General features: G+C 35.6%; 19 protein-coding genes. 9 read left to right on the top strand and 10 right to left on the bottom strand.

Going from position 1 to position 21,269, the window contains the following annotated elements; genetic code table 11:
* Positions 1–134: 134 nt before the first annotated feature.
* Together hemH and WBY99_RS01150 are read right to left on the bottom strand one after the other, a co-directional pair.
* Entirely contained in the window at positions 135–1,163 is a 1,029-nt protein-coding gene (gene hemH, locus WBY99_RS01155) for a ferrochelatase (RefSeq protein WP_423974515.1), read from the bottom strand.
* A 167-nt stretch (positions 1,164–1,330) separates the two neighbouring features.
* Positions 1,331–2,209 carry a NifU family protein gene (locus WBY99_RS01150; RefSeq protein WP_423974514.1) on the bottom strand — a complete coding sequence of 293 codons (879 nt, stop codon included), beginning with the start codon at positions 2,207–2,209 and terminating at the stop codon, positions 1,331–1,333.
* Between the two features lie 322 nt (positions 2,210–2,531).
* Between WBY99_RS01150 and WBY99_RS01145 the strand changes: the two genes are divergently transcribed.
* The 5 genes from WBY99_RS01145 (at position 2,532) to WBY99_RS01125 (ending at position 9,310) form a co-directional block, all read left to right on the top strand.
* On the top strand, positions 2,532–4,427 hold the full coding sequence (locus tag WBY99_RS01145; protein ID WP_423974513.1) for a hypothetical protein: 1,896 nt from the start codon (positions 2,532–2,534) through the stop codon (positions 4,425–4,427).
* A 12-nt stretch (positions 4,428–4,439) separates the two neighbouring features.
* On the top strand, positions 4,440–5,357 hold the full coding sequence (locus tag WBY99_RS01140) for a hypothetical protein (RefSeq protein ID WP_423974512.1): 918 nt from the start codon (positions 4,440–4,442) through the stop codon (positions 5,355–5,357).
* Positions 5,358–5,493: 136 nt separating this feature from the next.
* Positions 5,494–6,387 (top strand): hypothetical protein, encoded by an 894-nt coding sequence (locus WBY99_RS01135; protein WP_423974511.1) that lies wholly within the window; start codon positions 5,494–5,496, stop codon positions 6,385–6,387.
* Between the two features lie 98 nt (positions 6,388–6,485).
* Positions 6,486–7,895 carry a tetratricopeptide repeat protein gene (locus WBY99_RS01130; protein WP_423974510.1) on the top strand — a complete coding sequence of 470 codons (1,410 nt, stop codon included), beginning with the start codon at positions 6,486–6,488 and terminating at the stop codon, positions 7,893–7,895.
* A 14-nt stretch (positions 7,896–7,909) separates the two neighbouring features.
* Entirely contained in the window at positions 7,910–9,310 is a 1,401-nt protein-coding gene (locus WBY99_RS01125) for an SEL1-like repeat protein (protein ID WP_423974509.1), read from the top strand.
* A gap of 160 nt (positions 9,311–9,470) precedes the next feature.
* On the opposite strand, the gene WBY99_RS01120 is transcribed toward WBY99_RS01125, so the two are convergent.
* Positions 9,471–10,202, bottom strand: a complete 732-nt coding sequence (locus WBY99_RS01120) for a helix-turn-helix transcriptional regulator (protein WP_423974508.1) — start codon at positions 10,200–10,202, stop codon at positions 9,471–9,473.
* A 320-nt stretch (positions 10,203–10,522) separates the two neighbouring features.
* Between WBY99_RS01120 and WBY99_RS01115 the strand changes: the two genes are divergently transcribed.
* The 3 genes from WBY99_RS01115 to WBY99_RS01105 all read left to right on the top strand — a co-directional run bounded on the left by WBY99_RS01115 (position 10,523) and on the right by WBY99_RS01105 (position 12,177).
* Positions 10,523–11,113: a hypothetical protein gene (locus tag WBY99_RS01115; protein WP_423974507.1), complete on the top strand. Its 591-nt coding sequence runs from the start codon at positions 10,523–10,525 to the stop codon at positions 11,111–11,113.
* A 115-nt stretch (positions 11,114–11,228) separates the two neighbouring features.
* Positions 11,229–11,459: a hypothetical protein gene (locus WBY99_RS01110; protein WP_423974506.1), complete on the top strand. Its 231-nt coding sequence runs from the start codon at positions 11,229–11,231 to the stop codon at positions 11,457–11,459.
* A 202-nt stretch (positions 11,460–11,661) separates the two neighbouring features.
* The gene (locus WBY99_RS01105) at positions 11,662–12,177 is read left to right on the top strand and encodes a gamma carbonic anhydrase family protein (protein ID WP_423974505.1); all 516 of its coding nucleotides are present in this window, start codon (positions 11,662–11,664) and stop codon (positions 12,175–12,177) included.
* A 37-nt stretch (positions 12,178–12,214) separates the two neighbouring features.
* Here the strand turns inward: WBY99_RS01105 and WBY99_RS01100 are convergent, their stop codons facing one another.
* Entirely contained in the window at positions 12,215–12,610 is a 396-nt protein-coding gene (locus tag WBY99_RS01100) for a hypothetical protein (RefSeq protein WP_423974504.1), read from the bottom strand.
* Between the two features lie 168 nt (positions 12,611–12,778).
* Between WBY99_RS01100 and WBY99_RS01095 the strand changes: the two genes are divergently transcribed.
* Positions 12,779–14,899 (top strand): helix-turn-helix domain-containing protein, encoded by a 2,121-nt coding sequence (locus WBY99_RS01095; RefSeq protein ID WP_423974503.1) that lies wholly within the window; start codon positions 12,779–12,781, stop codon positions 14,897–14,899.
* Positions 14,900–15,136: 237 nt separating this feature from the next.
* Here the strand turns inward: WBY99_RS01095 and lnt are convergent, their stop codons facing one another.
* The 6 genes from lnt to WBY99_RS01065 all read right to left on the bottom strand — a co-directional run bounded on the left by lnt (position 15,137) and on the right by WBY99_RS01065 (position 21,155).
* Entirely contained in the window at positions 15,137–16,798 is a 1,662-nt protein-coding gene (gene lnt, locus WBY99_RS01090; RefSeq protein ID WP_423974502.1) for an apolipoprotein N-acyltransferase, read from the bottom strand.
* Positions 16,799–17,265: 467 nt separating this feature from the next.
* Positions 17,266–18,033, bottom strand: a complete 768-nt coding sequence (locus tag WBY99_RS01085) for an ABC transporter permease subunit (protein WP_423974501.1) — start codon at positions 18,031–18,033, stop codon at positions 17,266–17,268.
* Positions 18,030–18,743 (bottom strand): ABC transporter ATP-binding protein, encoded by a 714-nt coding sequence (locus WBY99_RS01080; RefSeq protein WP_423974500.1) that lies wholly within the window; start codon positions 18,741–18,743, stop codon positions 18,030–18,032. Before WBY99_RS01080 ends, WBY99_RS01085 begins: the two co-directional genes overlap by 4 nt.
* Before the next feature lie 82 nt (positions 18,744–18,825).
* On the bottom strand, positions 18,826–20,067 hold the full coding sequence (locus tag WBY99_RS01075) for a nitrous oxide reductase family maturation protein NosD (protein ID WP_423974499.1): 1,242 nt from the start codon (positions 20,065–20,067) through the stop codon (positions 18,826–18,828).
* A 40-nt stretch (positions 20,068–20,107) separates the two neighbouring features.
* Entirely contained in the window at positions 20,108–20,521 is a 414-nt protein-coding gene (locus tag WBY99_RS01070) for a nitrous oxide reductase accessory protein NosL (protein ID WP_423974498.1), read from the bottom strand.
* Between the two features lie 46 nt (positions 20,522–20,567).
* Positions 20,568–21,155 (bottom strand): hypothetical protein, encoded by a 588-nt coding sequence (locus WBY99_RS01065; RefSeq protein WP_423974497.1) that lies wholly within the window; start codon positions 21,153–21,155, stop codon positions 20,568–20,570.
* Positions 21,156–21,269 lie beyond the last annotated feature (114 nt).

The following is a 21,269-nucleotide window of genomic DNA, read 5'->3' as shown; positions in this document are numbered from 1 at the left end:
ATCAAAAACGGTTTTGCAAGATTTGTTGAATAAAATGACAAGCGGTTATGAAGTTTTCGACTAAGATTTTTGCAAGTTGAAATTTTAGACTTTTGGGATGGAAGAAGAAATCCGGAAAACCTGAGTTTGTAAATTTAAACCAAATAAAATTCCTCCAATTTCTCTTCACACAAAGTTTTCACTACTTCAATCCAGCGATCTTCATCATTTAAACATGGAATGTAATTATATACTTCGCCGCCGCCGTGAAGAAACTGTTCTTTGCCTTCGACAGAAATTTCTTCCAAAGTTTCCAAACAATCAGACACAAACGCCGGACACACAATTGCGAGATTTTTAATTCCTTTTTTGCCTAAGTTTTCCAAGGTTACGTCGGTGTAAGGTTCCATCCATTTGTCATTTCCTAAACGGGACTGGAAGGTGACCAGAACTTTCTCTTTCGGTAAATTGAGTTTTTTAATGACTTCTTCGGTCACCTTAAAACACTGATGTCTATAACAAAACTGATGACTCGGATTACTGTCTCTAGAGCAACAATCGTTTAGGTTACAGGTTTTCGTGGGATCGGTTTTATAAATGTGCCTTTCCGGAACGCCATGATAAGAAAACTGCAACGCATCAAAGTTTTCAGGTAATTTCTCGCGAATGCTTTCTGCTAAACAATCGATGTAAATTTCGCGGTTATAAAAAGGTTGGATATAATTAATTTTGATTTCAGGGAAATGTTTTTTTCGAACTTCCTCGGCTTTGTCGATCACCGTTTCTGTCGTGCTCATCGCATATTGCGGATAGAGTGGAAACAAAATAATTTCGGTAACGCCTTGTTCGGTTAACTTTCGAATTCCTGTTTCGATGCTTGGTTCGGCGTAACGCATTCCGATTTCTACGGGAACGTCAACCAACTTTTGAAGTTTTTTCTGAATTCTTTCTGTAATGAAAATCAAAGGCGAACCGTCCTCCGTCCAAACGGTTTTATACGCTTCGGCAGATTTCGCAGGTCGGGTCTTCAAAATAATTCCTTGAACCAATAACGATCGGAAAAACCAGCGATAATCAATCACTCTTTCATCCATTAAAAACTCATCCAGATATTCCTTTACATCCTCAACTTTCGTTGATCTTGGCGAACCGAGATTCACTAATAAAATTCCTTTTTTCGGCATATTTTTTTTATTTGGGCGCACATTTCCGCCTTCCACTCCCGCTTTTTTATAAATCCCGCTCAGGCGGGAATTATAAAAAGAGCTCCGTTCAAGTCGGGGCGCAACTCAGTTATATTTAAAAATAATAGCAAGTATTGTAGATTTAATTTATCTTCAATTATCAATTATCAACCATTCACCGCTTCCACTTTCTCTACCAATTCAGGAACAAACTGTTTCAGGATATTTTCGATTCCGCCTTTTAAAGTTGCCGTAGAACTTGGGCAGCCTGAACATGCGCCTTGCAATAACATTTTTGCGGTTTTTGTTTCGGCATCGTATTCCATTAATGAAATTTTTCCGCCATCGCCTTCCACTGCTGGAGCGACATATTCATTTAAAATATCAGAAATTTTTTGTTCGTTCTCATTATAATCTCTATTCATGATCGCTGCTGCTGGACTTTCGTGTTTCTGTGGAGTTGCATTAGAAATCACGCCACCATTTTGAAGGTAATCCGCTACAAATGCTCTTACAGTAACCATTACTTCATGCCACTCTACGGACACGTTTTTCGTAATCGCTACAAAATTATCTGAAATAAAAACTTCTTTAGCAAAATCATATTCATCAAAAATAGCTTTAGCCAAAGGAACTTCATCTGCTTCTTCACGGGATTTAACTTCGATAAAACCATCCATTAATGATTTATTAGAAACGAATTTCATCACCATTGGATTTGGGGTCATCTCTGCGTAAATAAGGTATTCGTCATTTTTCTTCTGAAGATAAATTCGAGGGTTCGCCTCTAATTCATCTATAATCACCGTTTTTAGAGGTTCAACTAGGTTTTCCCAATCTATGCCATCTTGTTTCGCTACCGCAATAAAGTTGGCGGTAATGAAAACTCTTTCTACGAAAGGATATTTGAAAAGTTCTTTTGCTAACGGAATTTCTGCGATATCAGAATCTCGGTCGAGTTCCAGAGAACCGGGAATCAAGTTGTAATCGGCTACAAACTTCATTACTTTTGGGTTTTCTGTGGGCTCTATAATAATTGGTCTCATTTTATTTTACTAAATTTGAGTACAAAAATACGGATAACAATTTAGATTTCATCATGCAGGTTTTAGACCTTATCAATGAGTAATATCAGCAAAAATCCGGATGATGGATTATTGTTTTTCCAGTTGAATGATTCCATGATAATGCATTGAATTGGTGTAAGATAACAAATTAAACAAAACGATGCAACTCGCAATTTCTCAATTGTAAAGCAAATTTATATCCTCTAATATTTCAGATAATGTTTATTAAAAATACCTAAGAATAGGTATTTTTTGACATTGGATATTAGCCTTACTTTGTTAAAAAACAACCATGAATATAATGATGAAAACCTTAGCAGGAATTTTCGGGATGATGATGTTGCTAACATCACAAAATTTAAGAGCGCAAACACAGTGGTCTAGTCCAGCAACAGTTGGTTCTCGTCCAGAAGTTGTCCTTTTATATAGTTACCAATGGGTAACTGCTGGGAAGGGACATCAAGATTTAAAAATTGTTTGTAAGAATATAACAACAGACAAAATTAAGTTCAAGATTAATTATGAAGTTCATTTTCATAGCGGAGATGTGGAACGTGTAGCTTCAAGTAATATCATTGAATTAAAACCAGGAGAAGTTTACGATCCACAATCCGTTGCAGATTGGGGAGGTGTTTATATGCGTTATTTTCTTACACCAACAGGAGGAAAATATGGCGCAAAAGAAAAATGGTTTCAGTTTGGAAAAGATAGCTATGGAACGCCACTATATTCCGCTATACATAGTGTGATGAATATGAAAATTACTGATTTTGAAAATCTTAGTCAGAAAGAACGGGAAGAAAAAGAAAAATTAGAAAAACAGAAAAAAGAAGCTGAAGCTAAAAAACAGAAAGAGGACGAAGCCCGTAAGCAAAAGGAAGAGGCTGCTAAAAAGAAAACAGAAGAAGCCAAACAAATATCTACAACCAATACCAATTCAACTAAATCCACTTCCACCGACGATTTTTGGTCAGACAACAACAATAAATCCGGCCAAAAATCAACATCAACTACAAAGGCTGATAAAGGTGGTGGTTTATATGAGAAAGATGTAGATTTCATAGCCAATTCCAAATTCAAAAATAATCTGAATGGGGTTAAAGATGGCGAATACTTTACCGATGATACGGGTAATTATTATAAAAAAGAATTGGGAGGTGCCCGTAAAGTAGATCGAAACACCTATGAAAGACAGGCGGCTAATAAAATCTATGCGCAAATGGAGCATCGAGAAACAGAACGCAAACAACGCGATGCCGATTTTAAACAAAATTTAAACAATGTCAGTAATAGTTTTTATGTAATGTCTGGCGTACGGCAAGGCATGAGAGATGCTTCATCTTTGGACAGTAATTTCGAAACCATTCAAGAACTGAATGCAGCATTTTCACAGAAAATGCGTGAAATCTCCCAAATGAGCATCCAATTGCAACAAGCTTCCACACAAGGAATTCAAGCTTATTCTAGTGCACTAAGTTCTGCCAATCCCTCTGGTTACGACTATTCAGGAACGGTAAGTGCGCTTGGAGCTATCGGGTCGGCAATTGCCGCCAATAACGAAGCGAAAAAAGCACGAGAAGAACTGAAAAGACAGCGAGAAGAACAAGAGGCCGCTATTAACAAACGACAGTTAGATGTTTTGGTTGCTATTCGCAATGAAATCGGTAAAATTTATATTGAAGGGGGAATGCCACTAAGTACACACAAAATAACAGCTCCGGTACTTTATGTTTTTGCATACAATAGCAATAAAAACGATTGGAATAAAAACCAAAGCGTGCCGATGAGTATCAGCAACGTGATATCCATATATCGCTACAGCGACGGCACTTATCCATACACTTCCAACGTAAAACGCACCTTTGAAAGTGCAGGCATTGGCAATCCTGTTCTTATGGGGTATTTTACACAAAAAAATGAAGCCGAAAAATACCGCAATTCTTTGGTGGAACTAGCGCCTAATGCCAAATTCGTCCTAAAAGAAGTTGAGGTAAAAGTAAAAGAGCAAAACAGCAATTCCCAATCTACTACCTCGTCCGATGTTGATTTTTGGGGGACAAAAACAGCCGATAGTAAAACCAAGAATAATACAGACAACAACCCATCTGAAACCGACTTTTGGGGTACAGCCGTAAAAAATAAAAAGACAGAACCTAAAAAAACAGAACAAAAACAAAACGATTTTTGGACTAATTAAACAAATAATACCATGAAAAAATTATTATTTAGTATACTGTTATGTAGTTTATCAGCTGTTACGTATGCACAAAACAAAGAAATAGAAGCCATAGCTACTTATCAAATGGCAGAAGAAAATTTTGAAAATAAAAACTTTACAAATGCATTGAAATATGTATCAGATGCTCAAAGTATTCTAGGTAAGTCAAATGGAAAAATGTTGTATTTAAAAATACAGGTCTTAGAAGAGTTAAGTAAAGCGGATCCTCAGTATTTATTGGAACAGGAAGCTACAATTACTGAATTTGAAAAAATTGCAGCCAAGGAACAATTCTCACATGAAAAGCGTGTTGAAATTGCTAAAAAGAAGATATTACTAAAAGATCAAATAAATGCTTATCAGGAAAAAACTCATAAAGAAAAACTCGCAGATGAACAGAACAGATTAGTCATTGAAAATTTTTTTACCATATTTCCGAAATTGAATATTCCGGTTGCGGATTTCTTGGACTATCCGGCTGCGTCAAGATTGAAGATGCATACATCAAAAAAGGACATAAAAACCTTAGAAAAAGGCGCAATCTTCGGCTTGCCGAATGAGCTTTTGTTCACAGATAATCAAGAATCTCAAAAGCAGGTTGCGGTTATTGCAACAGATGAAAATGGATCAGTTACAAATTATATGTTACTGGTCGAACTACCCGATGATAACTTATCCGGACTTTACGATATGTTGCAGATTTCCAACCAGAACTTCTCACTGCACAATGTGAAGCAAAAAAAGAGACTTACAGCCGATACCTTTTTCGACGGATACGAAATCAAAACTGCAGGCTTAAAACCATATCTTTTTATAGACCGTTCAGTATATACAACGGAAAACCGATATAGAAGAAACGGTAAGAGAAAAAACTTGAATTATGCGCGGATTTATGTTCAATCAAAGTAAAAAAAACGAAACCAAGAAAGACCGAACAAAACATAAACCATCTCTGAGTTAAGTAACTATAAAGAAATTCCTAACGAATCTCTTTATTTTGATATTCTTGAAAACACCTTTAAAAATATAACTAAAAACTACAACTATGAAAACAATTATTTTAGCATTATTAGCCTTGATGGTATCGGGGGTAATGTGGGGACAGGTTAAAATAGAAGATAAAAAAATCTATCTTGATGCGGATTCTAAAGTGAAATTTTTTGAAACAGTTATAGAATATAAAGAAAAAAAGAAAATGAAATGTAAGTTCAAAAATGTAAATGAAAATGCAATTGTTGTCAAAAAAGATCAAAACACCTACGCATTATTTCTAAAAAACTCTAACAATCATAGCATATCTATTAAACGCAATGCAAATATGCCCGAACCGCTTCAAGTTAATGTATTGAAAAACAGCACGGATACGAATTTCATTCCTCCAATATTCACCCAAATAGACAGTATTACTTTCCAAAGAAACACCGAATATACTTTTACGGTTAAAGGAATTGAAAATAATACCGAAATAGAAAGAGTCTATAAAATTAAAACACAAACTAATAAAAATTGGTCTGCAACTTTTGGGGCAAACGCTATATTTTATATTAATCGTGATAAATTTATTTCCAAAAAAACCGATAATGATACAACACATCATGTTGTTAAAGTACAAGACAGGAACAGTATGGATTTAATGCCTGCGGTGATGTTCACGTTTATGAATAATCAAAAAGATTTTTCAGTAGGAACCTCAGCTGGCCTAGGATTTAACTTAGAAGAACTTGCAGCATTTGGAGGGGTATCATTGGGAATTGGTCAAAACTTAATTTTAACAGGAGGTATTGCTGTTCATATGCAAAATCGTCCAAATAACAATTTTCATGAAGGACAAATCATTGACAGTGCCATTACCACTGATATGCTAAATGAAAAACAATACCGCGTAAATCCATTCGTAAGTTTATCCTTTAGGTTTAATAAAAATCCTTTTAAAAGTTAAAGCACAACAACAAATTATTAACCTATAAAAACTAATGTACATATTTCTATTGTTCACTAAGACGTTCAAAGACAATTAAAACATTAATATCTATCATCATGAAAAACCTCCTATTCACCCTCACCCTATTATTCGCTTTTACCTTTGCCCACGCGCAAAGCGATATAAAAGCTCGCATTGAATTCGAAGAAGCCGAAAAAGCTTTTGTAGCCGAAGAATACGAAATGGCTTTAAAACATCTGAACGAAACCGAGAAACTCATTGGAAAATGGACACCTACTGTGGCATATCTTAAAATTGAAGCTTTACATGCAATAACCGATATGGGAAATTTTGGAGACCCAACCATGCAAGCACTTTATGAAGAAGTTACCAAATATATGACTTACATGAATAAGTTGAATAGTAATAACATACCTACCGAAAAATACAAAGCGGTTTATGCGATAGAAAAAGTGTTGAAAGCATATAAATTAGATGAACGCCAAAGCCCCGAATTTATAAAAGCTAAAAAAGAACACGATAACAAAAATTACGATACTGCGCTCTCTTTATATGATAAACTGGTTACAAAAAACAACAGTTGGGCAATGCGAAACATTGGATTGATTTATGAAGAAAAGAAGGATTTTGATAAAGCTAAGCAATGGTATTTAAAAGCGGTTGAAAATGGAAATCCTTCTGCCGCTTTAGGCTTGTCAACAGTTGACAGAGAAAACAGGAAAGCATGGCGCGAGAAGTCGGCCATTATGGGGCATCCAAATGCGGTCGCCATACAAGGTTGGGAGGCAGACAGTGAGGATGAAAATTATCAAAAGGCACGAGACTATTACGAAAAAGCTGCAGATTTAGGTTCTGCCTATGCAAATGTTCGTCTTGGCTACCATTATAAAAAAGGTCTGGGAGTAGAAAAAGATTACAAAAAAGCTTTTGAATACTATCAAAAAGCAGCAAAAAAAGGAAATTCGGATGGTTTAGTAGGTATTGGTCTGTTATATCATAATGGCGGAAACGGAATTACACAAAACCACCGAATTGCAATGGAGTGGTATTTAAAAGCAGTAGAAAAAAAGAATACAGACGCTATGTATCTGATAGGAAGGATTTATCAAAACGGACAAGGCGAATATATCAAAGATTACAAAAAAGCCGAAGAATGGTATCAGAAAAGAATTGATAATGGGGATAAAGTCGGTTATCTCGATTTAGGAGATTTATACAGTTTGACAGTTAATAGTAATCCACAGAAAGCTTTAGAAAACTACGAGAAAGCAGCTGATAGCTATTTAAGAGGGATGTTAGAAACCGCAAATTTCTATTATACAGGTAAAGGTAAAACCACAAAAGATTACGCCAAAGCAGCGAAGTATTATGAAGAATATTATGAAACCAAAAAGAAAAACGAAGCCTATTTAGACAATCTTATTGATATTTATAATCGCGGTGGGCATGGCATAGAAAAAGACAAAGAAAAAGCAAAATATTGGAAAAATATCCGAAGAAACTGAGAAATCTTAATTACATGAAAAACCTACTAAACACCCTAATTTTACTATTCGCTTTTACATTTGCTCATGCCCAAAGTGACATTAAAGCTCGCATTGAATTTGAAGAAGCTGAAAAAGCTTACGAAGCCGCAAACTACGAAACGGCACTAAACCACCTAGCCGAAACCGAGAAACTCATCGGAAAATGGACACCTACTGTGGCATATCTTAAAATTGAAGCTTTACATGCAATAACCGATATGGGAAATTTTGGAGCACCTACTATGCAACCCTTGTATGAAGAAGTTACAAAATACATGGCTCACATGAACAAACTAAAAAGTAATGACATACCTACCGAAAAATATAAAACGGTATATGCCATAGAAAAAACACTGAAAGCACTGAAACTGGAAGAACGCCAAAGTCCAGAGTTTTTAAAAGCTAAAAAAGAGCACGATGCCAAAAACTACGATGCCGCTATTCCTTTATATGCAGCTTTAGCCAACAAAGGTAACACTTGGGCAATGCGTAATTTAGGCTTGCTGTATAACATAAAAGAAGAGAAAGAAAAGTCCTATTCATGGTACAAAAAAGCGGCAGAGAATAACAATGCAGAAGCCGCCTTAGATTTAGCTGGGGGGCTAGATCTTGAAGGGCGAAAAAAATGGTATGAAAAGGCAGCACAAATAGGGGATCCGGGTGGAGTTGCTATGCAAGGAGCATATGCAGATATTGTAGATAAAAACCCAACTAAAGCGATGGAATATTACCAACAGGCAGCAGATTTGGGTAGCGGAGCTGCATTAACAAAAATAGGTGAGCTATTCTACGACAAAAAAGAGTATGAGCAAGCATTTTTATATTTAAGAAAAGCTGCCATAAAAGAAAATACTAAAGCCATGCGACTAATTGGAGAGCTATATTTTTTTGGAAATGGGGTAGAAAAAAACACTCAGGCTGGTATGGAATGGCATTTAAAGGCAGCCAATAGGGGAAACACCGATGCAATGCTGTTGATAGCATATACTTATGAAAACGGGCAAGGTGGGTTTACTAAAGATTATAAAAAGGCAGAACAGTGGTATCAAAAGGCAATAGACGCAGGGCAAAGAAGTTCTTATAACTCATTAGGAAGGTTATATAGCCTACCCGATAACAATCATCCCAAAAAAGCTTTGGAAAACTATGAAAAAGCAGCAGAAGTTGGGTATCCTAGCGGCATGCTAGAGACTGCAAATCTTTACTTTTCTGGTAATGCTGGTATTACAAAAGATTATACAAAGGCCGCAAAATACTATGAAAGCTATTACGAAATCAAAAAAGAAAACAAACCATACCTGGACAACCTTATCGAAATTTACAACCGTGGGGGACATGGGGTAGAAAAGGACAAAGAAAAAGCCAAGTATTGGAAAGATATAAGAAGAAAATAAAATACCATGAAAAAACTATTCACTCTTATTTTAGTAAGTCGGTAGATGATGATTTGTTTTAGCGTTACTATAATGAGACAATTACAAGCTTCCTGAAAAAATGCAAGTTAATCCGACTGCAAAAAAGCCTAGCTCCACTTTGCGAAAGACCCAAATCTATTCAGACCCATCCTGCTACAATCGCAAATCTTGCCAAAGCAGCCTGGTTTTCACAATCGGTTTTTCTTTTGATATTCTTGCGATGAGTATGGATGGTATGGATGGATAAGCAAAGTTCGTCTGCAATTTCTTTGGAAGATTTACCCTGAATGATGAGGTTAACGATTAACCGTTCCTGTGGGGTTAGTTGGATTAAATTTTTCTGCTCTTTTTTGAATGAGTTATTTTCTTCCAGAATCTTATTCATTTGAATAATCATCTGATCCATTCCCTGCATCGGACTTGCCAACATCAGCATTTGTTTCGTCGCTGGGGAAGCCGATTTTATCTTGATGAGTTTACAAACCGATAGAAACCACATGTATTCCTGCGTAGGTTCAAATTTTACCCGTTGGAAAAAATTATACTGTTTTGTAAAATCTCCTTCCAGAAGATAATTTTCGATCTCCTTAAAAATAATTTTTCGTTCATGAGGTTCAAAGAAGAGATCATAATATTGATCCCCTAAATTTTCGATTTCTTCCAAAGACTTATTAAGCCCCTTAAGTCCCCAATTATTCATATAAAAAACACCGGTAGGTTGAAAGTTTTCAATACGATGTAGCATTAGAGAAGCAGGTAACATATCTCCCAATAAATTGATTTCAGCGAGCGTGTATTCCGATTTTTCATCCAGTTCGAAAATTGCAGAGGCGGTAATTCCGTTTTTAAAATATTGTAAATCTTCTTCCATCAAGATGTTTTTTTAATTGAACTGAAATGGGTTTATCCGTTATATCATTTTACGATTTTACCCACCTTTAATTGTAAAGTTAATAGAAAATACCTATTATTAGGTATAAATTAACAATTTTTTAAAATTATCTTTGATGCAATATATAATATGTGAACATTATTTCAACATGTCTATTTGGTATCATCTGCCTGTTTACTATGCTGCTTCGGTTTGGGCTTGCCTCTTTGTTAAAGTCCTGAACTTTGCCAAAGTTGATTTAAAAAATAGTAAGAATAAAAAATATCATTTTCAAGGATTTAAATTAAACTTAATTTACCATGATGAAACCCTACTGTTTGCTTTTATTTTTATTATTCTACATTTCGGTGAACAGCCAGAATGCCAAACCCGGATTGTTCTCTGTAACCGACCGGGAGCTTTTAAATCTTATTGTGGAGAGTCCCACTATCGATTTTAGCATTGCTTCTGAGAGCCCCTTGGACAGCGACGCACCTGTTGTGTATTACCTCTATGAGAGTTTTGCGCTTTACCATAATTACTTTCTGCGTTCGGTCAATCAGCTGCGGGAAGTCGTTGAACTTAAAAACATCATCTCGTCCATCCCGAAAAAACATCCCGAACTGGCAAAGAACCGTGAGGCTTTACTTCTTTTGGCCGAAACGTATCATCAAAAAGCCTACGATGGGCAAAGCTATGATGCTATTTTTCAGAATGTCAGAAACCAATATGACACCTTACTGATGAAAGCCACAATACCGGAACTAACGGTGGTGAACCATCACCCCGAAATCTTGGACCCAACTGCATACAAAAAAGAACTACTTTTATCTGCGGAACTGATCATGCAAAACCTTCTGCAATCTCAAAACACAAAGCATAACCGTAAATCTGCAGAAGAGGGCTTATAGTATTACCATAAACTGAGGGAAATAAAGTAAACCTTCTTTTTCTAATATGAGCCATAAAAGCGGAAGAAGATGCGAAGAAACTAAAAAGAGTTTTGGTTCAATAAATTAATCAATAATGTCACAAAACGCATATACTCTTAGGAATGAAGATTTCATTTCTGCCGTGGATGTGAAATGTCCAAAATGCAAATCGAAAGGAGTTGTTCTTGGCGGAATATCTTCACAATCTGTTGAGAATTATGAAGATGATGTTCAGTCTTCCTGCATTTCATGTGGCTTTTCATTAAGATATAAGGACACTCCAAAAACTTGTTTATTTACCAAAATAGTAAAGGACAAAATATAAAATCCAGAATTTATTTGCTTAAAATAATTGCCAAACTAAAAAACCTCTAACTCATTTTATTCTGTAAAAAAAAAATCAATAGTACCTTCCGAGCAAGTCCCACATAAATTTTTGTATATTTGATTGACCTGATGAAGAACTCTATTAATTAGCGCAAATCCATCAAAATTCACTAATAAATCACAATTTTATATTTATAAAAATGGCACTTGTAAAAGAACTTTTAGGAAAAACTCCACAAATCGGAGAAAACACTTTTTTAGCAGAAACCGCAACCATTATTGGCGATGTTACCATGGGCGAAAACTGCAGCGTTTGGTATAATGCGGTGATTCGTGGTGATGTGAATTATATTAAAATGGGCGATAAAGTGAATATTCAGGATAATGTAATGTTGCACTGTACTTACGAAAAATTCCCGCTCGTTCTCGGGAGTAATGTTTCGATTGGTCACAATGCAATCGTTCATGGCTGCACGATTCAGGATAACGTGTTGATCGGAATGGGCGCCATTGTGATGGATGATTGCTTGGTAGAAAGCAACTCGATTGTTGGCGCAGGTTCGGTGGTAACGCAAGGAACTCACATTAAATCCGGTGAAGTTTGGGCAGGTGCTCCAGCAAGAAAAATTAAAGATATGTCCGCTGAATTATTGGAAGGTGAAGTAGAAAGAATCGCCAACAATTATGTGAAATATTCGAGTTGGTACAAAGATTAAATGATATTGTAAATCATAATAAAGAGAAGGAAACTGATTATTCAGTTTCCTTTTCTTTTTCTAAATGATCGCCAATTAAAACCGCTTTTCCATTTTCGCATTTTATTTCAGATGGAGGAAGAACGACCATACAATCCGACATTATTTTATATTTGGTGTTAAAAGCAGTTTGCATCGAAGTAAACTGTGTTACTTTCGGTAAAATTTCTTCTTCTAATTTTATAGGATACGCAATATAAGAACTTGGTCCACCACAAGATTTAGAGCCAATTGCTGTGAATTTCCAATCGGTCGGGTCAGAGCAAGTTTCGGTATTGATTAATGCATCTATTTCTTTGATGAGGTTTTTCATTTGAACTTGCTCTTCTTCCTGTGGAGAATGATTTTCGGGTTTAAGAGCAATATCTTTCGGTAAAGTCTCTTCGTTCATCATATTTTTTTTAGAGGAACATGAGTTCAAGATGAACAAGGATATTGTAATAATGAATAGATGTTTCATTTAATATTTTTTTTCTGCGTTACAAAAATAGTCTTTTTTGGGATTTTTAGGAAAGGGGATTTTCGCTATGGTAATTGTATTCTATTTTCTTAAATTTGACCAATGGACGAATCTCTCTTTAATTTAGCCGAATATACCAACCGCAGCATTTTTTTAACCGGAAAAGCCGGGACGGGGAAAACGACCTTTCTGAATGAGTTTGTAAAGAAAACCAAGAAAAAACACATTGTGGTAGCGCCGACCGGAATTGCTGCAATCAACGCTGGTGGCGTAACAATTCACTCCATGTTCGGGCTTCCTTTGAGGACATTTATTCCAACTACTGATAGAATCGATAGCAATTTGGGAAATAATATTTCCGATTTAATGCAACATTTTAAATACCGAAAAGATAAACTGAAATTATTGCGTGAAATAGAAATCATCATCATCGATGAGGTTTCCATGTTGCGTGCCGATGTTTTAGATATGATGGATTTTTCGCTGCGTTTTGTTCGACGCAATCAGCAGAAATTCGGTGGCGTTCAAATGTTATTCATTGGAGATTTGTATCAACTTCCGCCAGTGGTTCGCGATGAACATTTTTTAGGTCAATATTATCAATCGCCTTTTTTCTTCGAAAGTTATGCTTTAAAGGAAATGCCTTTAATCACTCTCGAATTGACCACGGTTTATCGCCAAACCGATGAAAAGTTTTTGGATATTTTAAATGATATCCGAGACGGGGAAGTAGGCGATGTTGATTTTGAAACATTGAATGAAAGGTATATTCCAGACTTCGAACCGACCGATGAACCTTATGTTTACTTGACTTCTCACAACCGAATGGCGGACGAAATCAATCAGAAAAAAATCGCAGAATTAAAAGGAAAGCCGTATTTCTACTCCGCAGATATCATTGGAAATTTTAATGAAAATCAATATCCCAACGAAGAAGAATTGCAATTGAAAGTTGGCGCACAAGTGATGTTTATCCGAAATGATGCGAGTGGCGAAAAAAGATATTTCAACGGAAAACTCGCCGAAGTAATGAGTTTAGATGAGAAAGAAATCACCGTGCTCATCGATGGTGACGATGAAGTTTTTAAAATAAAAAAAGAAACCTGGGAACAAAAAAGATATGGTTTAGATGCCGAAAAAAATATTACAGAAGATGTTCTGGGAAGTTTTCAACAGTATCCAATTCGGTTGGCTTGGGCGGTTACGATTCATAAATCGCAGGGTTTAACTTTTGATCGATTAATTATTGATGCCGGGAAATCATTTGCTTCAGGTCAGGTTTATGTCGCGCTTTCCCGTTGTCGGACTTTAGAAGGAATTGTTTTAAAATCGAAAATTACACCAAGTGTTATTTTTGCGGATCGCAGAGTTTCAAAGTTTCAAGATGAAACCAATGCGAATGAAAAAGTAGAAGAGATTCTTCAAGCAGAAAAATACGATTACAGCATCAAAAAAGTAATCAGCGGTTTGGATTGTTTGTGGTTCCGGCAATCCCTTGAAAAATGGTTTCAATCCGCCAAAACCAGTAAAGCACTTGATAAAAATAAAGCGACTTTTTTATACCAAAGCATTAAACCAAAGATTGCAAACTTTGGAGAGGTTTATCAAAAGTTTGAAAGAATCATGATGCAGAAAACCCACAAATTTATCAATGGAGATGAAGAATGGGCGGAAATTGAAACCAAAGCAAAAGGCGCCGTAAATTTCTTTTTCACCAAAGTGAATTTGGAAATATTTCAACCGTTGCTCGATTTTTATTCTGAAAATAAAGGCACCAAAGGATTGAAAGAATACAATGAAGATTTTCGAGTTTTCCTGGATGATTTAGAAGATTATCTGAATGATTTAAAGAAAGTTCATTTGCTCGAAGTTCCCCTTTTTAATCAGGATAATAACATCACCATTTCCACGAAAGTTGCCAAAATCCCTTCGCATATTTTAACCTTCCAATTATTTGAAGACGGTAAAACTATTCCTGAAATAGCGAAAGAACGAGGTTTGGTCACCGAAACTATTTATGGACATCTAGCGAAATTCGCAGAACAGGGATTATTGGATATAACCAGAATTTTCGATAAAGAAAAAATCAAAACCTTTGAAAAAGAATTTAAGAAAAATCCCCACGAAACTTTAAATGATTGGAAAAAAGCCTTGCCGAACGATTTTGAATTCAATGAAATTCGTTTGTTGCTGAATCATTTTACTCATAAAAAAGCTAAGTAAGAAGTTAAACCACAAAAGTCACAAAAATTTAATTGTCATTCAAGTGAATCGTATTCTTTTGAAAAGTTTACAAAACTTTAAAGAGATCTCAATGCGAAATTGAACCATTAAGATTCTGATGAAGGGATTAAGATTTATTAAGAATTCCTTCGGAAATTATAATTTCAGTGATGCTTTTTCGGACTTTTGAATTCGCTTTTTAGTAATGTGCTTTTGCGTTTTTTGTGGTTCTTTTTTTTACCTTTTAATTACAATCTTTTTCATCGGCTCTTGCGGTTTTCTATTCTGATATTTTTTAATCCAATTATAAAAAATCAAAAATCCAAACACAAAAATTGAAATTCTCGACAATAAATCGCCGGCTCGGGTATAAAAAGTTTGATGATTGTACAAATCTACTTTTGCGAAAAGTGTAGTTTTGTCACCGTAAAAAGTATCCGCAACAACGTCTCCTTTTGCATCAATATGCGCAGAAATTCCACTGTTTGCAGATCTTGCAATTTCCCGTCGGGTTTCGATGGCGCGCAATCTTGCATACGCCAGTAATTGTTTGTGTCCTTGCGTTTCTCCCCACCAAGAATCATTGGTCATGATTGCTAAAAAGTTTGCACCTTTCTTCACGTAATCGGTCACAAATTCACCGTAAATACTTTCATAACAAATAATTGGAGCCATTTTCCCTTTGTTAAAAGGATTGTTGAAAACCGTCCTTTCTTCATCGATTCCCAGGGAAGCGGTTGTTCCGCCAAGATTGAGCATTGCATCACCCAGCAACGGCTTCAGAACATTGATGTATGGGAAAATTTCTACGCCGGGAACGAGTTTTCCCTTGTGATAAACTTCTACTTTTTGGTTCGGAATAATTTGAACCGCTGAATTATAACTGTCCACGTAAATTCCTTGCGAAGTTTGATAAGCCGTTTTTGATTTCTCACTTTCGTTTGGATAAAAACGGTGCGAAGAAATTCCTGTTGCAAAAACAGATTTCGGATGTTTGGTTAGAAACTCTTTTGTTTTATTTAAAAGTTCGCTGTGTTCAAAACCTGTTTCAGAAATTGAGCCATAGCCAGGAAGTGAAGTTTCCGGACCGATATAATAATCGATTTGACCTTTAGAATTTTGTTCGGCTAAAGTCAATAAATCATTTAAAATAGTCAAACTGTCTTTTGAATATTTCTCGGTATAAGGATTCAATTCTGGTTGTAATAGTAAAACATTTACTGTTCCAATCGGTTTTAAATCAAACTTTTGATATTTGACAATGGAGATTAACATTGGTAAGCCAATTCCACCACTCAGGATTAAAGAATTGATAATCAGTGATTTTCTTTTTCTACCTGCTTCCCAGATTCGTAAAGTATAAAAAGCGAAAACATTTACCAATAGAATCCAAAAACTTCCGCCAGTTGCGCCAAGAGTGTCATACCATTGAATGATTTTCGGATAATCGGCAAATGCATTTCCCAAATTCAACCAAGGCCAAGTGAGTTCCCAAGTCAAGTGAATTTTCTCAAATACCATCCAAATAGCGACAAAGAAAACCAAACCAAAGTAAGTTCCCTGCGCATTTTTGTACCAATGATAACACTGAAAAATAAAGGAATATAATAAAGAATTAAATAAAACAGGAAATACAACAGCAAGTAAAGAATGAGTGCCGTCGGGATTTTTTGCACCATACAACCAACCTGTGGTTACGATATTCCAGATTACAAAACAGAGGAAATTTAGTCCGAAAATAGTCCAGCCTTTTCTTTTGATTTTCGAAAATTTTGAAATATCGTGTTCCAAAATAAGCAGCGGAACGAGGGCGAAAAATATAAAAAACGGAATGCCGTAGGTGGGCCAAGAAATGCTGAGTAAAACCGCAGAGAATAAAGAGAGGATAATATATTTCATGAGAAATCTGAACTTATTTTGCTTTCAAAGTTACGGAATTTGGGACAGATGATTTTATGATTTTTGCCACGAATTTACCAATTTCTTTGAAGTTTATTTTTATTCGTGCAGTCGTGGCTTTTTTTAGCAAAATTTATTTAATGAGACTAAAACTACCCCGTCAAAATTTTTTAAATTTTGCCACCTCTTCAAAGAAGGGGTATTTTGTGTGGTCTAATTTTCGGAGGAAATCGAAGTTGTTCTTAAAAAATCAAATTCACTCCCTTCTTTAGGGAAAATTAATTTTGATGAAATTTAAACTGGTTTTAAGTAATTCAAAAGTTCTAAAAAAGCATTGTGGATAAGTATTTTACTTTTTTATATTGTTGATTTTCTGTTTTTTCTCAACGATACTTTTCCTCTTCCGATCATTATTGGAATGTGTTTAAAAATAGGTTTCTGGAGTTTTTATCAAATAGTGGTGAGTTTTATAAATCTTTTTTATTGAACATGATTAATGACCATAAGAAAGGAGCTAAGGTCCAGATTGATAAAATGATTATTGATATAACCATACCTCCTCCTGAACCAAAGACTTGTCTGAAAATAGCGCCCGCTTGTCCCAACATTGCCGCGACATCTAATTGCAGCAAAACAAAAATTCTGGAAAGACCGATTGGATTAATTGCCGCCAAAGTCGCCATGATTCCTTCAATCGGATAATCTGCGAATTGAAACATTAAGACCAATAAAATCCCGTCGTAGATAATGGCAAAAAACATCCAGATGAAAATAGAGATACCGATTCCTTTGGCTCGGTCTCTGCTGAAAATGGCGGCTAACATTGCTAAAGAAGTGAAGATTACCGACAGGAAAACGCCCGTAATCAGTAATGACGATCCTGCTGCAATGGAGGAATATAACAATATTGGAATTCCACATCCTACTAAGAAGGCTAAAACAAGTGCTGTCGAAAGACCTAAAAAGAGATTGAACCAAACCTTTCCCCGAGGAACTGGCTGACTCAAAAGTAATTCGATAAACTGGCTGCTGTTATAAACATAAATGGTTGAGAAAATAATGCTGACTAAAGGAACGACTAACAGAACTACATTCAATAAACTAAGCGTGGCTTTGGTGTAATTATTATCTAATCCTAAAACCGACCAGGAGATAATGAAAAGCAAAATCGTATACAAAATCACGATTTTATTTTTTAAAATATCAAATAAGATAAAGCGGGCTATTTTGTTCATTTTTTCAGGGCTTTTAAGATTGAGATAATTCCGTCGGAAATTTTTTCAGTATTGGTTTGTTTCTTCAAATCTTCTACGGATTGATGCACGACTACTTTGCCTTCATTCATGAAAACAATTTCAGTAATAATATCATCCAGCTCACTCAAAAGGTGTGAGGTGATGATGATGAGTTTTCCTTTGTTTTTTTCCTTAATGATTTTGTTTTTCAGGATTTCTGTCGCCAGTGGATCTAGTCCGGCGGTAGGTTCATCAAGAATAATGACTTTAGGATTAAACAGAAAAGCGAGCACGGCACTTACTTTCTGCGTAGTTCCACCCGAAAGCGTCCGCATTTTTTTGTCGTAAATATTTTCGAGTTCGAATGCTTCCAGAAGTTCGGTGTCCAAATTATTGCCACTATTTTTGCGGGTGTCTTTGATCATCTTGATGGTTTCCTGGATGGTCATGTTTTCCGGATATCTACCGATTTGTGGCATGTAACCAATATTCTCACGGTATTTGTAATCTTCTTTTACACTTTTGCCATCAACTAATATATCGCCATCTTCAACTACATTTAATCCTAAGATACATTTAATCATGGTGGTTTTACCACAGCCGTTTGGTCCTATTAAGGCGATAGAATGACCATTTCCAAAGGATAAATTCACCTCATTAAGTGCGGTAAACTTGTTGAATTTTTTGGTTAGATTTTTTATTTCAATCATATCTTTGAGATGTTAATTGTCAACATCAACTTTCATTAAATTTTTACAGAGCAATACTTTAAAGTTAATCTTAAAGTTGACTTTAATATATTTTCACAGGTTTCATTAAAGGTTGGTCATCAACGAAACTTTCAGGCGTTAAGCTGGGAATTATTTTTTCGGTACGGTCTAGCATATCTACTAAGAAACTTTTGAAGAGTAACATTACAGACGGGTTTTGCTCAACCAAAACTGAGTATAAGCTCAATGGGTGAAAAGGAACATCGCCGATTTTGTCTTTATTCAAATCATAGCCTTCGTATTTATCCCAATAATTAAAACGGAAATCATTCATCACGGTAGAGCCATTGGTACTGACATCGAAAGTATTATTGATGAAATTATTTCTAATAACTTTATTTTCCATGCAGTTTGCGTTGATTTTAATCGCCCAACCGTTGTTTTCGAACTGGTTGTTGTAGAAATCGATTTTGGTGGCACCATCGGCAAGGATTGCGGTGGTATTGTTGCTGAATGTGTTTCCTTTAATCTTACTGTAAGAAATTTCTTTTAGTAAAAGTCCGTATACGCTGTCGCCCCAATTGTTGATGAATTTGTTGTGATACATGCTCACATTCATCGCGTACATTACTGCGACACCTGCTTCATTATTATCAAAAACATTTCCTGTATAAACACTGTCGTTAGAAAACATAAAGTGTAATCCGTACCGAAGATTGTGTCGGGAAAGATTGTGGAAGATAAAGCACATTGCATTTTTTTCCAGATAAATTCCATCTTTGTGTCCGCTGATATAATTGTTTTTCACCCATATTTCCCGGCTTCCTAAAAGATGGATTCCATCGCCGATGTTTTCTTCGGAAGTGCCTCTATTGCTGGTGATTTTATTATTGCTGATTAAACAGCGCAATCCTCTTTGAACATAAATTCCGAAATGATTATTTTCGAAAATATTATTGTCAATGACAGAATCAGCGCTGGTGTAAATGTGTACGGCAGCAATACTGCGGATTTCGTCTCTTCCGCTGTTGATTAATTTGAATCCTTTTAAGGTAATATGATCAGCTCTGAAAGTGATGATTTCACCTTTGAGATTACCATCAATTACAGGTCTGTTAATTCCGATGAGCGTTAAAGGTTTTTCGATGTCAATCGTTCCTTCTCGGTAAATGCCTTTTTGGACCAAAATAGTATCGCCGCTTTTTGCTGCGACGATAGCTTGTTTTATGCTTTTATACTGCTCACTTTTACCGACTTTTAAAACTGCGGAAAACGCAAAAACCGGTAAAAGTAAAAACAGTAAAGAGGATATTTTATTTTTCATATTTCATACCAACTACAATCGATGACTGTAAGTTTGCAGATTATTGTTGAGCTAAGGTTGCGTGTAGTTCTGTGGCAGCTTTTTCAGCGGCGGCTTTGTCTTTATATGCCTGGGTATTTCCGCCCATTGGACTTTTAATATCGCCTCCTTTAATAAAAGTGGCAGTATTGCTTTCTATAAACCGTCCACTTGGGAAATCGGCTACATACATTTTTGCATTAGCGGTGGTTTCTGTATTTGAACCTTCGTAATCTTTCATACAGACGATGTCATCAAATTTATAATTTCTGCCTTTTTCGGTAATCAATTGAGTGGCATATTTTGGCTCAGTAATGGTCATTTTGCAATTGTCGCACTGGTCTTTGCCAACTGCAATTTCTTGAGGCCCGGTTTTGGAACATGCTGTTAAAAAAATCATAGTACTTGCTAAAAGTAATTTGCCAAATAATTTCATAATTTTTAATTTTTTAAAGATATAAAAGTGAAGTAATAGGATATATTTAAACTGCTTTTTTAGCAATTCTGTTTTCCATAAATGCTAAGATAATCAAAATAACACCAGCCGCAATCATAATAGCACCGCCAAGATTAGGATAAGACCAGACTTCAAAGTTAAGCAGTTGTTTATAACCAATCAATGGAGGTTGATAAGACATTCCGGGAACGATAATCGCTGCATGAGGATTCAGGTTATGCCCGTAATCGTAGAGCCATCTCCAGAAATCGAATACGAACCCGACACCGAACAGTAAGTAAATACCAGTGAGGATGTTTAGAATTTTTCTGCTTTTTAAAAAGGCAGCAGTAAAACAAAGAAGTGCAAAGAATCCTAGTGCGAATGGTAATATTTTAAATTCCCAAAATTCATCAGCATGTATTTCTTTCATCCCGATGTAATGATTCAGGCCGTTAATGATCGAATATTCACCAGATACTTTATCGGCGTGGATGAACATTGCTAAACCTTCCGGATATTGTGGTGCGTTCAGATAGATGGACCAGATGGGTACAAAAATCGCAACGATTAATCCGACGCCCAAAATGATAAGAAGTATTTTACTCCATTTTTGGATTGAGTTTGTTTTCATTTTTTTAAGGTGTTTATTTTAATGATCTCTTGAGTAAAGTTAGGTACTTTACTGTTCTATTATGTAATGTTTGTTACAAAATGACATGAATCATTAAAAGTAAAAAGGGCAGTA

The sequence above is a fragment of the Kaistella sp. genome, assembly GCF_049588135.1.
Classification (GTDB): domain Bacteria; phylum Bacteroidota; class Bacteroidia; order Flavobacteriales; family Weeksellaceae; genus Kaistella.
Note: the sequence above shows the minus strand (reverse complement) of the source record. Positions and strands in the feature narration are given on the sequence as shown.

Coding starts and splice junctions, on each gene's coding strand:
- WBY99_RS01135 (WP_423974511.1), top strand. CDS start 5,494: ATGAAAACAATTATTTTAGCATTATTAGCCTTGATGGTATCGGGGGTA.
- WBY99_RS01130 (WP_423974510.1), top strand. CDS start 6,486: ATGAAAAACCTCCTATTCACCCTCACCCTATTATTCGCTTTTACCTTT.
- WBY99_RS01075 (WP_423974499.1), bottom strand. CDS start 20,067: ATGAAAAATAAAATATCCTCTTTACTGTTTTTACTTTTACCGGTTTTT.
- WBY99_RS01065 (WP_423974497.1), bottom strand. CDS start 21,155: ATGAAAACAAACTCAATCCAAAAATGGAGTAAAATACTTCTTATCATT.
- WBY99_RS01070 (WP_423974498.1), bottom strand. CDS start 20,521: ATGAAATTATTTGGCAAATTACTTTTAGCAAGTACTATGATTTTTTTA.
- WBY99_RS01110 (WP_423974506.1), top strand. CDS start 11,229: ATGTCACAAAACGCATATACTCTTAGGAATGAAGATTTCATTTCTGCC.
- WBY99_RS01085 (WP_423974501.1), bottom strand. CDS start 18,033: ATGAACAAAATAGCCCGCTTTATCTTATTTGATATTTTAAAAAATAAA.
- hemH (WP_423974515.1), bottom strand. CDS start 1,163: ATGCCGAAAAAAGGAATTTTATTAGTGAATCTCGGTTCGCCAAGATCA.
- WBY99_RS01125 (WP_423974509.1), top strand. CDS start 7,910: ATGAAAAACCTACTAAACACCCTAATTTTACTATTCGCTTTTACATTT.
- WBY99_RS01095 (WP_423974503.1), top strand. CDS start 12,779: ATGGACGAATCTCTCTTTAATTTAGCCGAATATACCAACCGCAGCATT.
- WBY99_RS01120 (WP_423974508.1), bottom strand. CDS start 10,202: ATGGAAGAAGATTTACAATATTTTAAAAACGGAATTACCGCCTCTGCA.
- WBY99_RS01080 (WP_423974500.1), bottom strand. CDS start 18,743: ATGATTGAAATAAAAAATCTAACCAAAAAATTCAACAAGTTTACCGCA.
- WBY99_RS01105 (WP_423974505.1), top strand. CDS start 11,662: ATGGCACTTGTAAAAGAACTTTTAGGAAAAACTCCACAAATCGGAGAA.
- lnt (WP_423974502.1), bottom strand. CDS start 16,798: ATGAAATATATTATCCTCTCTTTATTCTCTGCGGTTTTACTCAGCATT.
- WBY99_RS01140 (WP_423974512.1), top strand. CDS start 4,440: ATGAAAAAATTATTATTTAGTATACTGTTATGTAGTTTATCAGCTGTT.
- WBY99_RS01145 (WP_423974513.1), top strand. CDS start 2,532: ATGATGAAAACCTTAGCAGGAATTTTCGGGATGATGATGTTGCTAACA.
- WBY99_RS01150 (WP_423974514.1), bottom strand. CDS start 2,209: ATGAGACCAATTATTATAGAGCCCACAGAAAACCCAAAAGTAATGAAG.
- WBY99_RS01100 (WP_423974504.1), bottom strand. CDS start 12,610: ATGATGAACGAAGAGACTTTACCGAAAGATATTGCTCTTAAACCCGAA.
- WBY99_RS01115 (WP_423974507.1), top strand. CDS start 10,523: ATGATGAAACCCTACTGTTTGCTTTTATTTTTATTATTCTACATTTCG.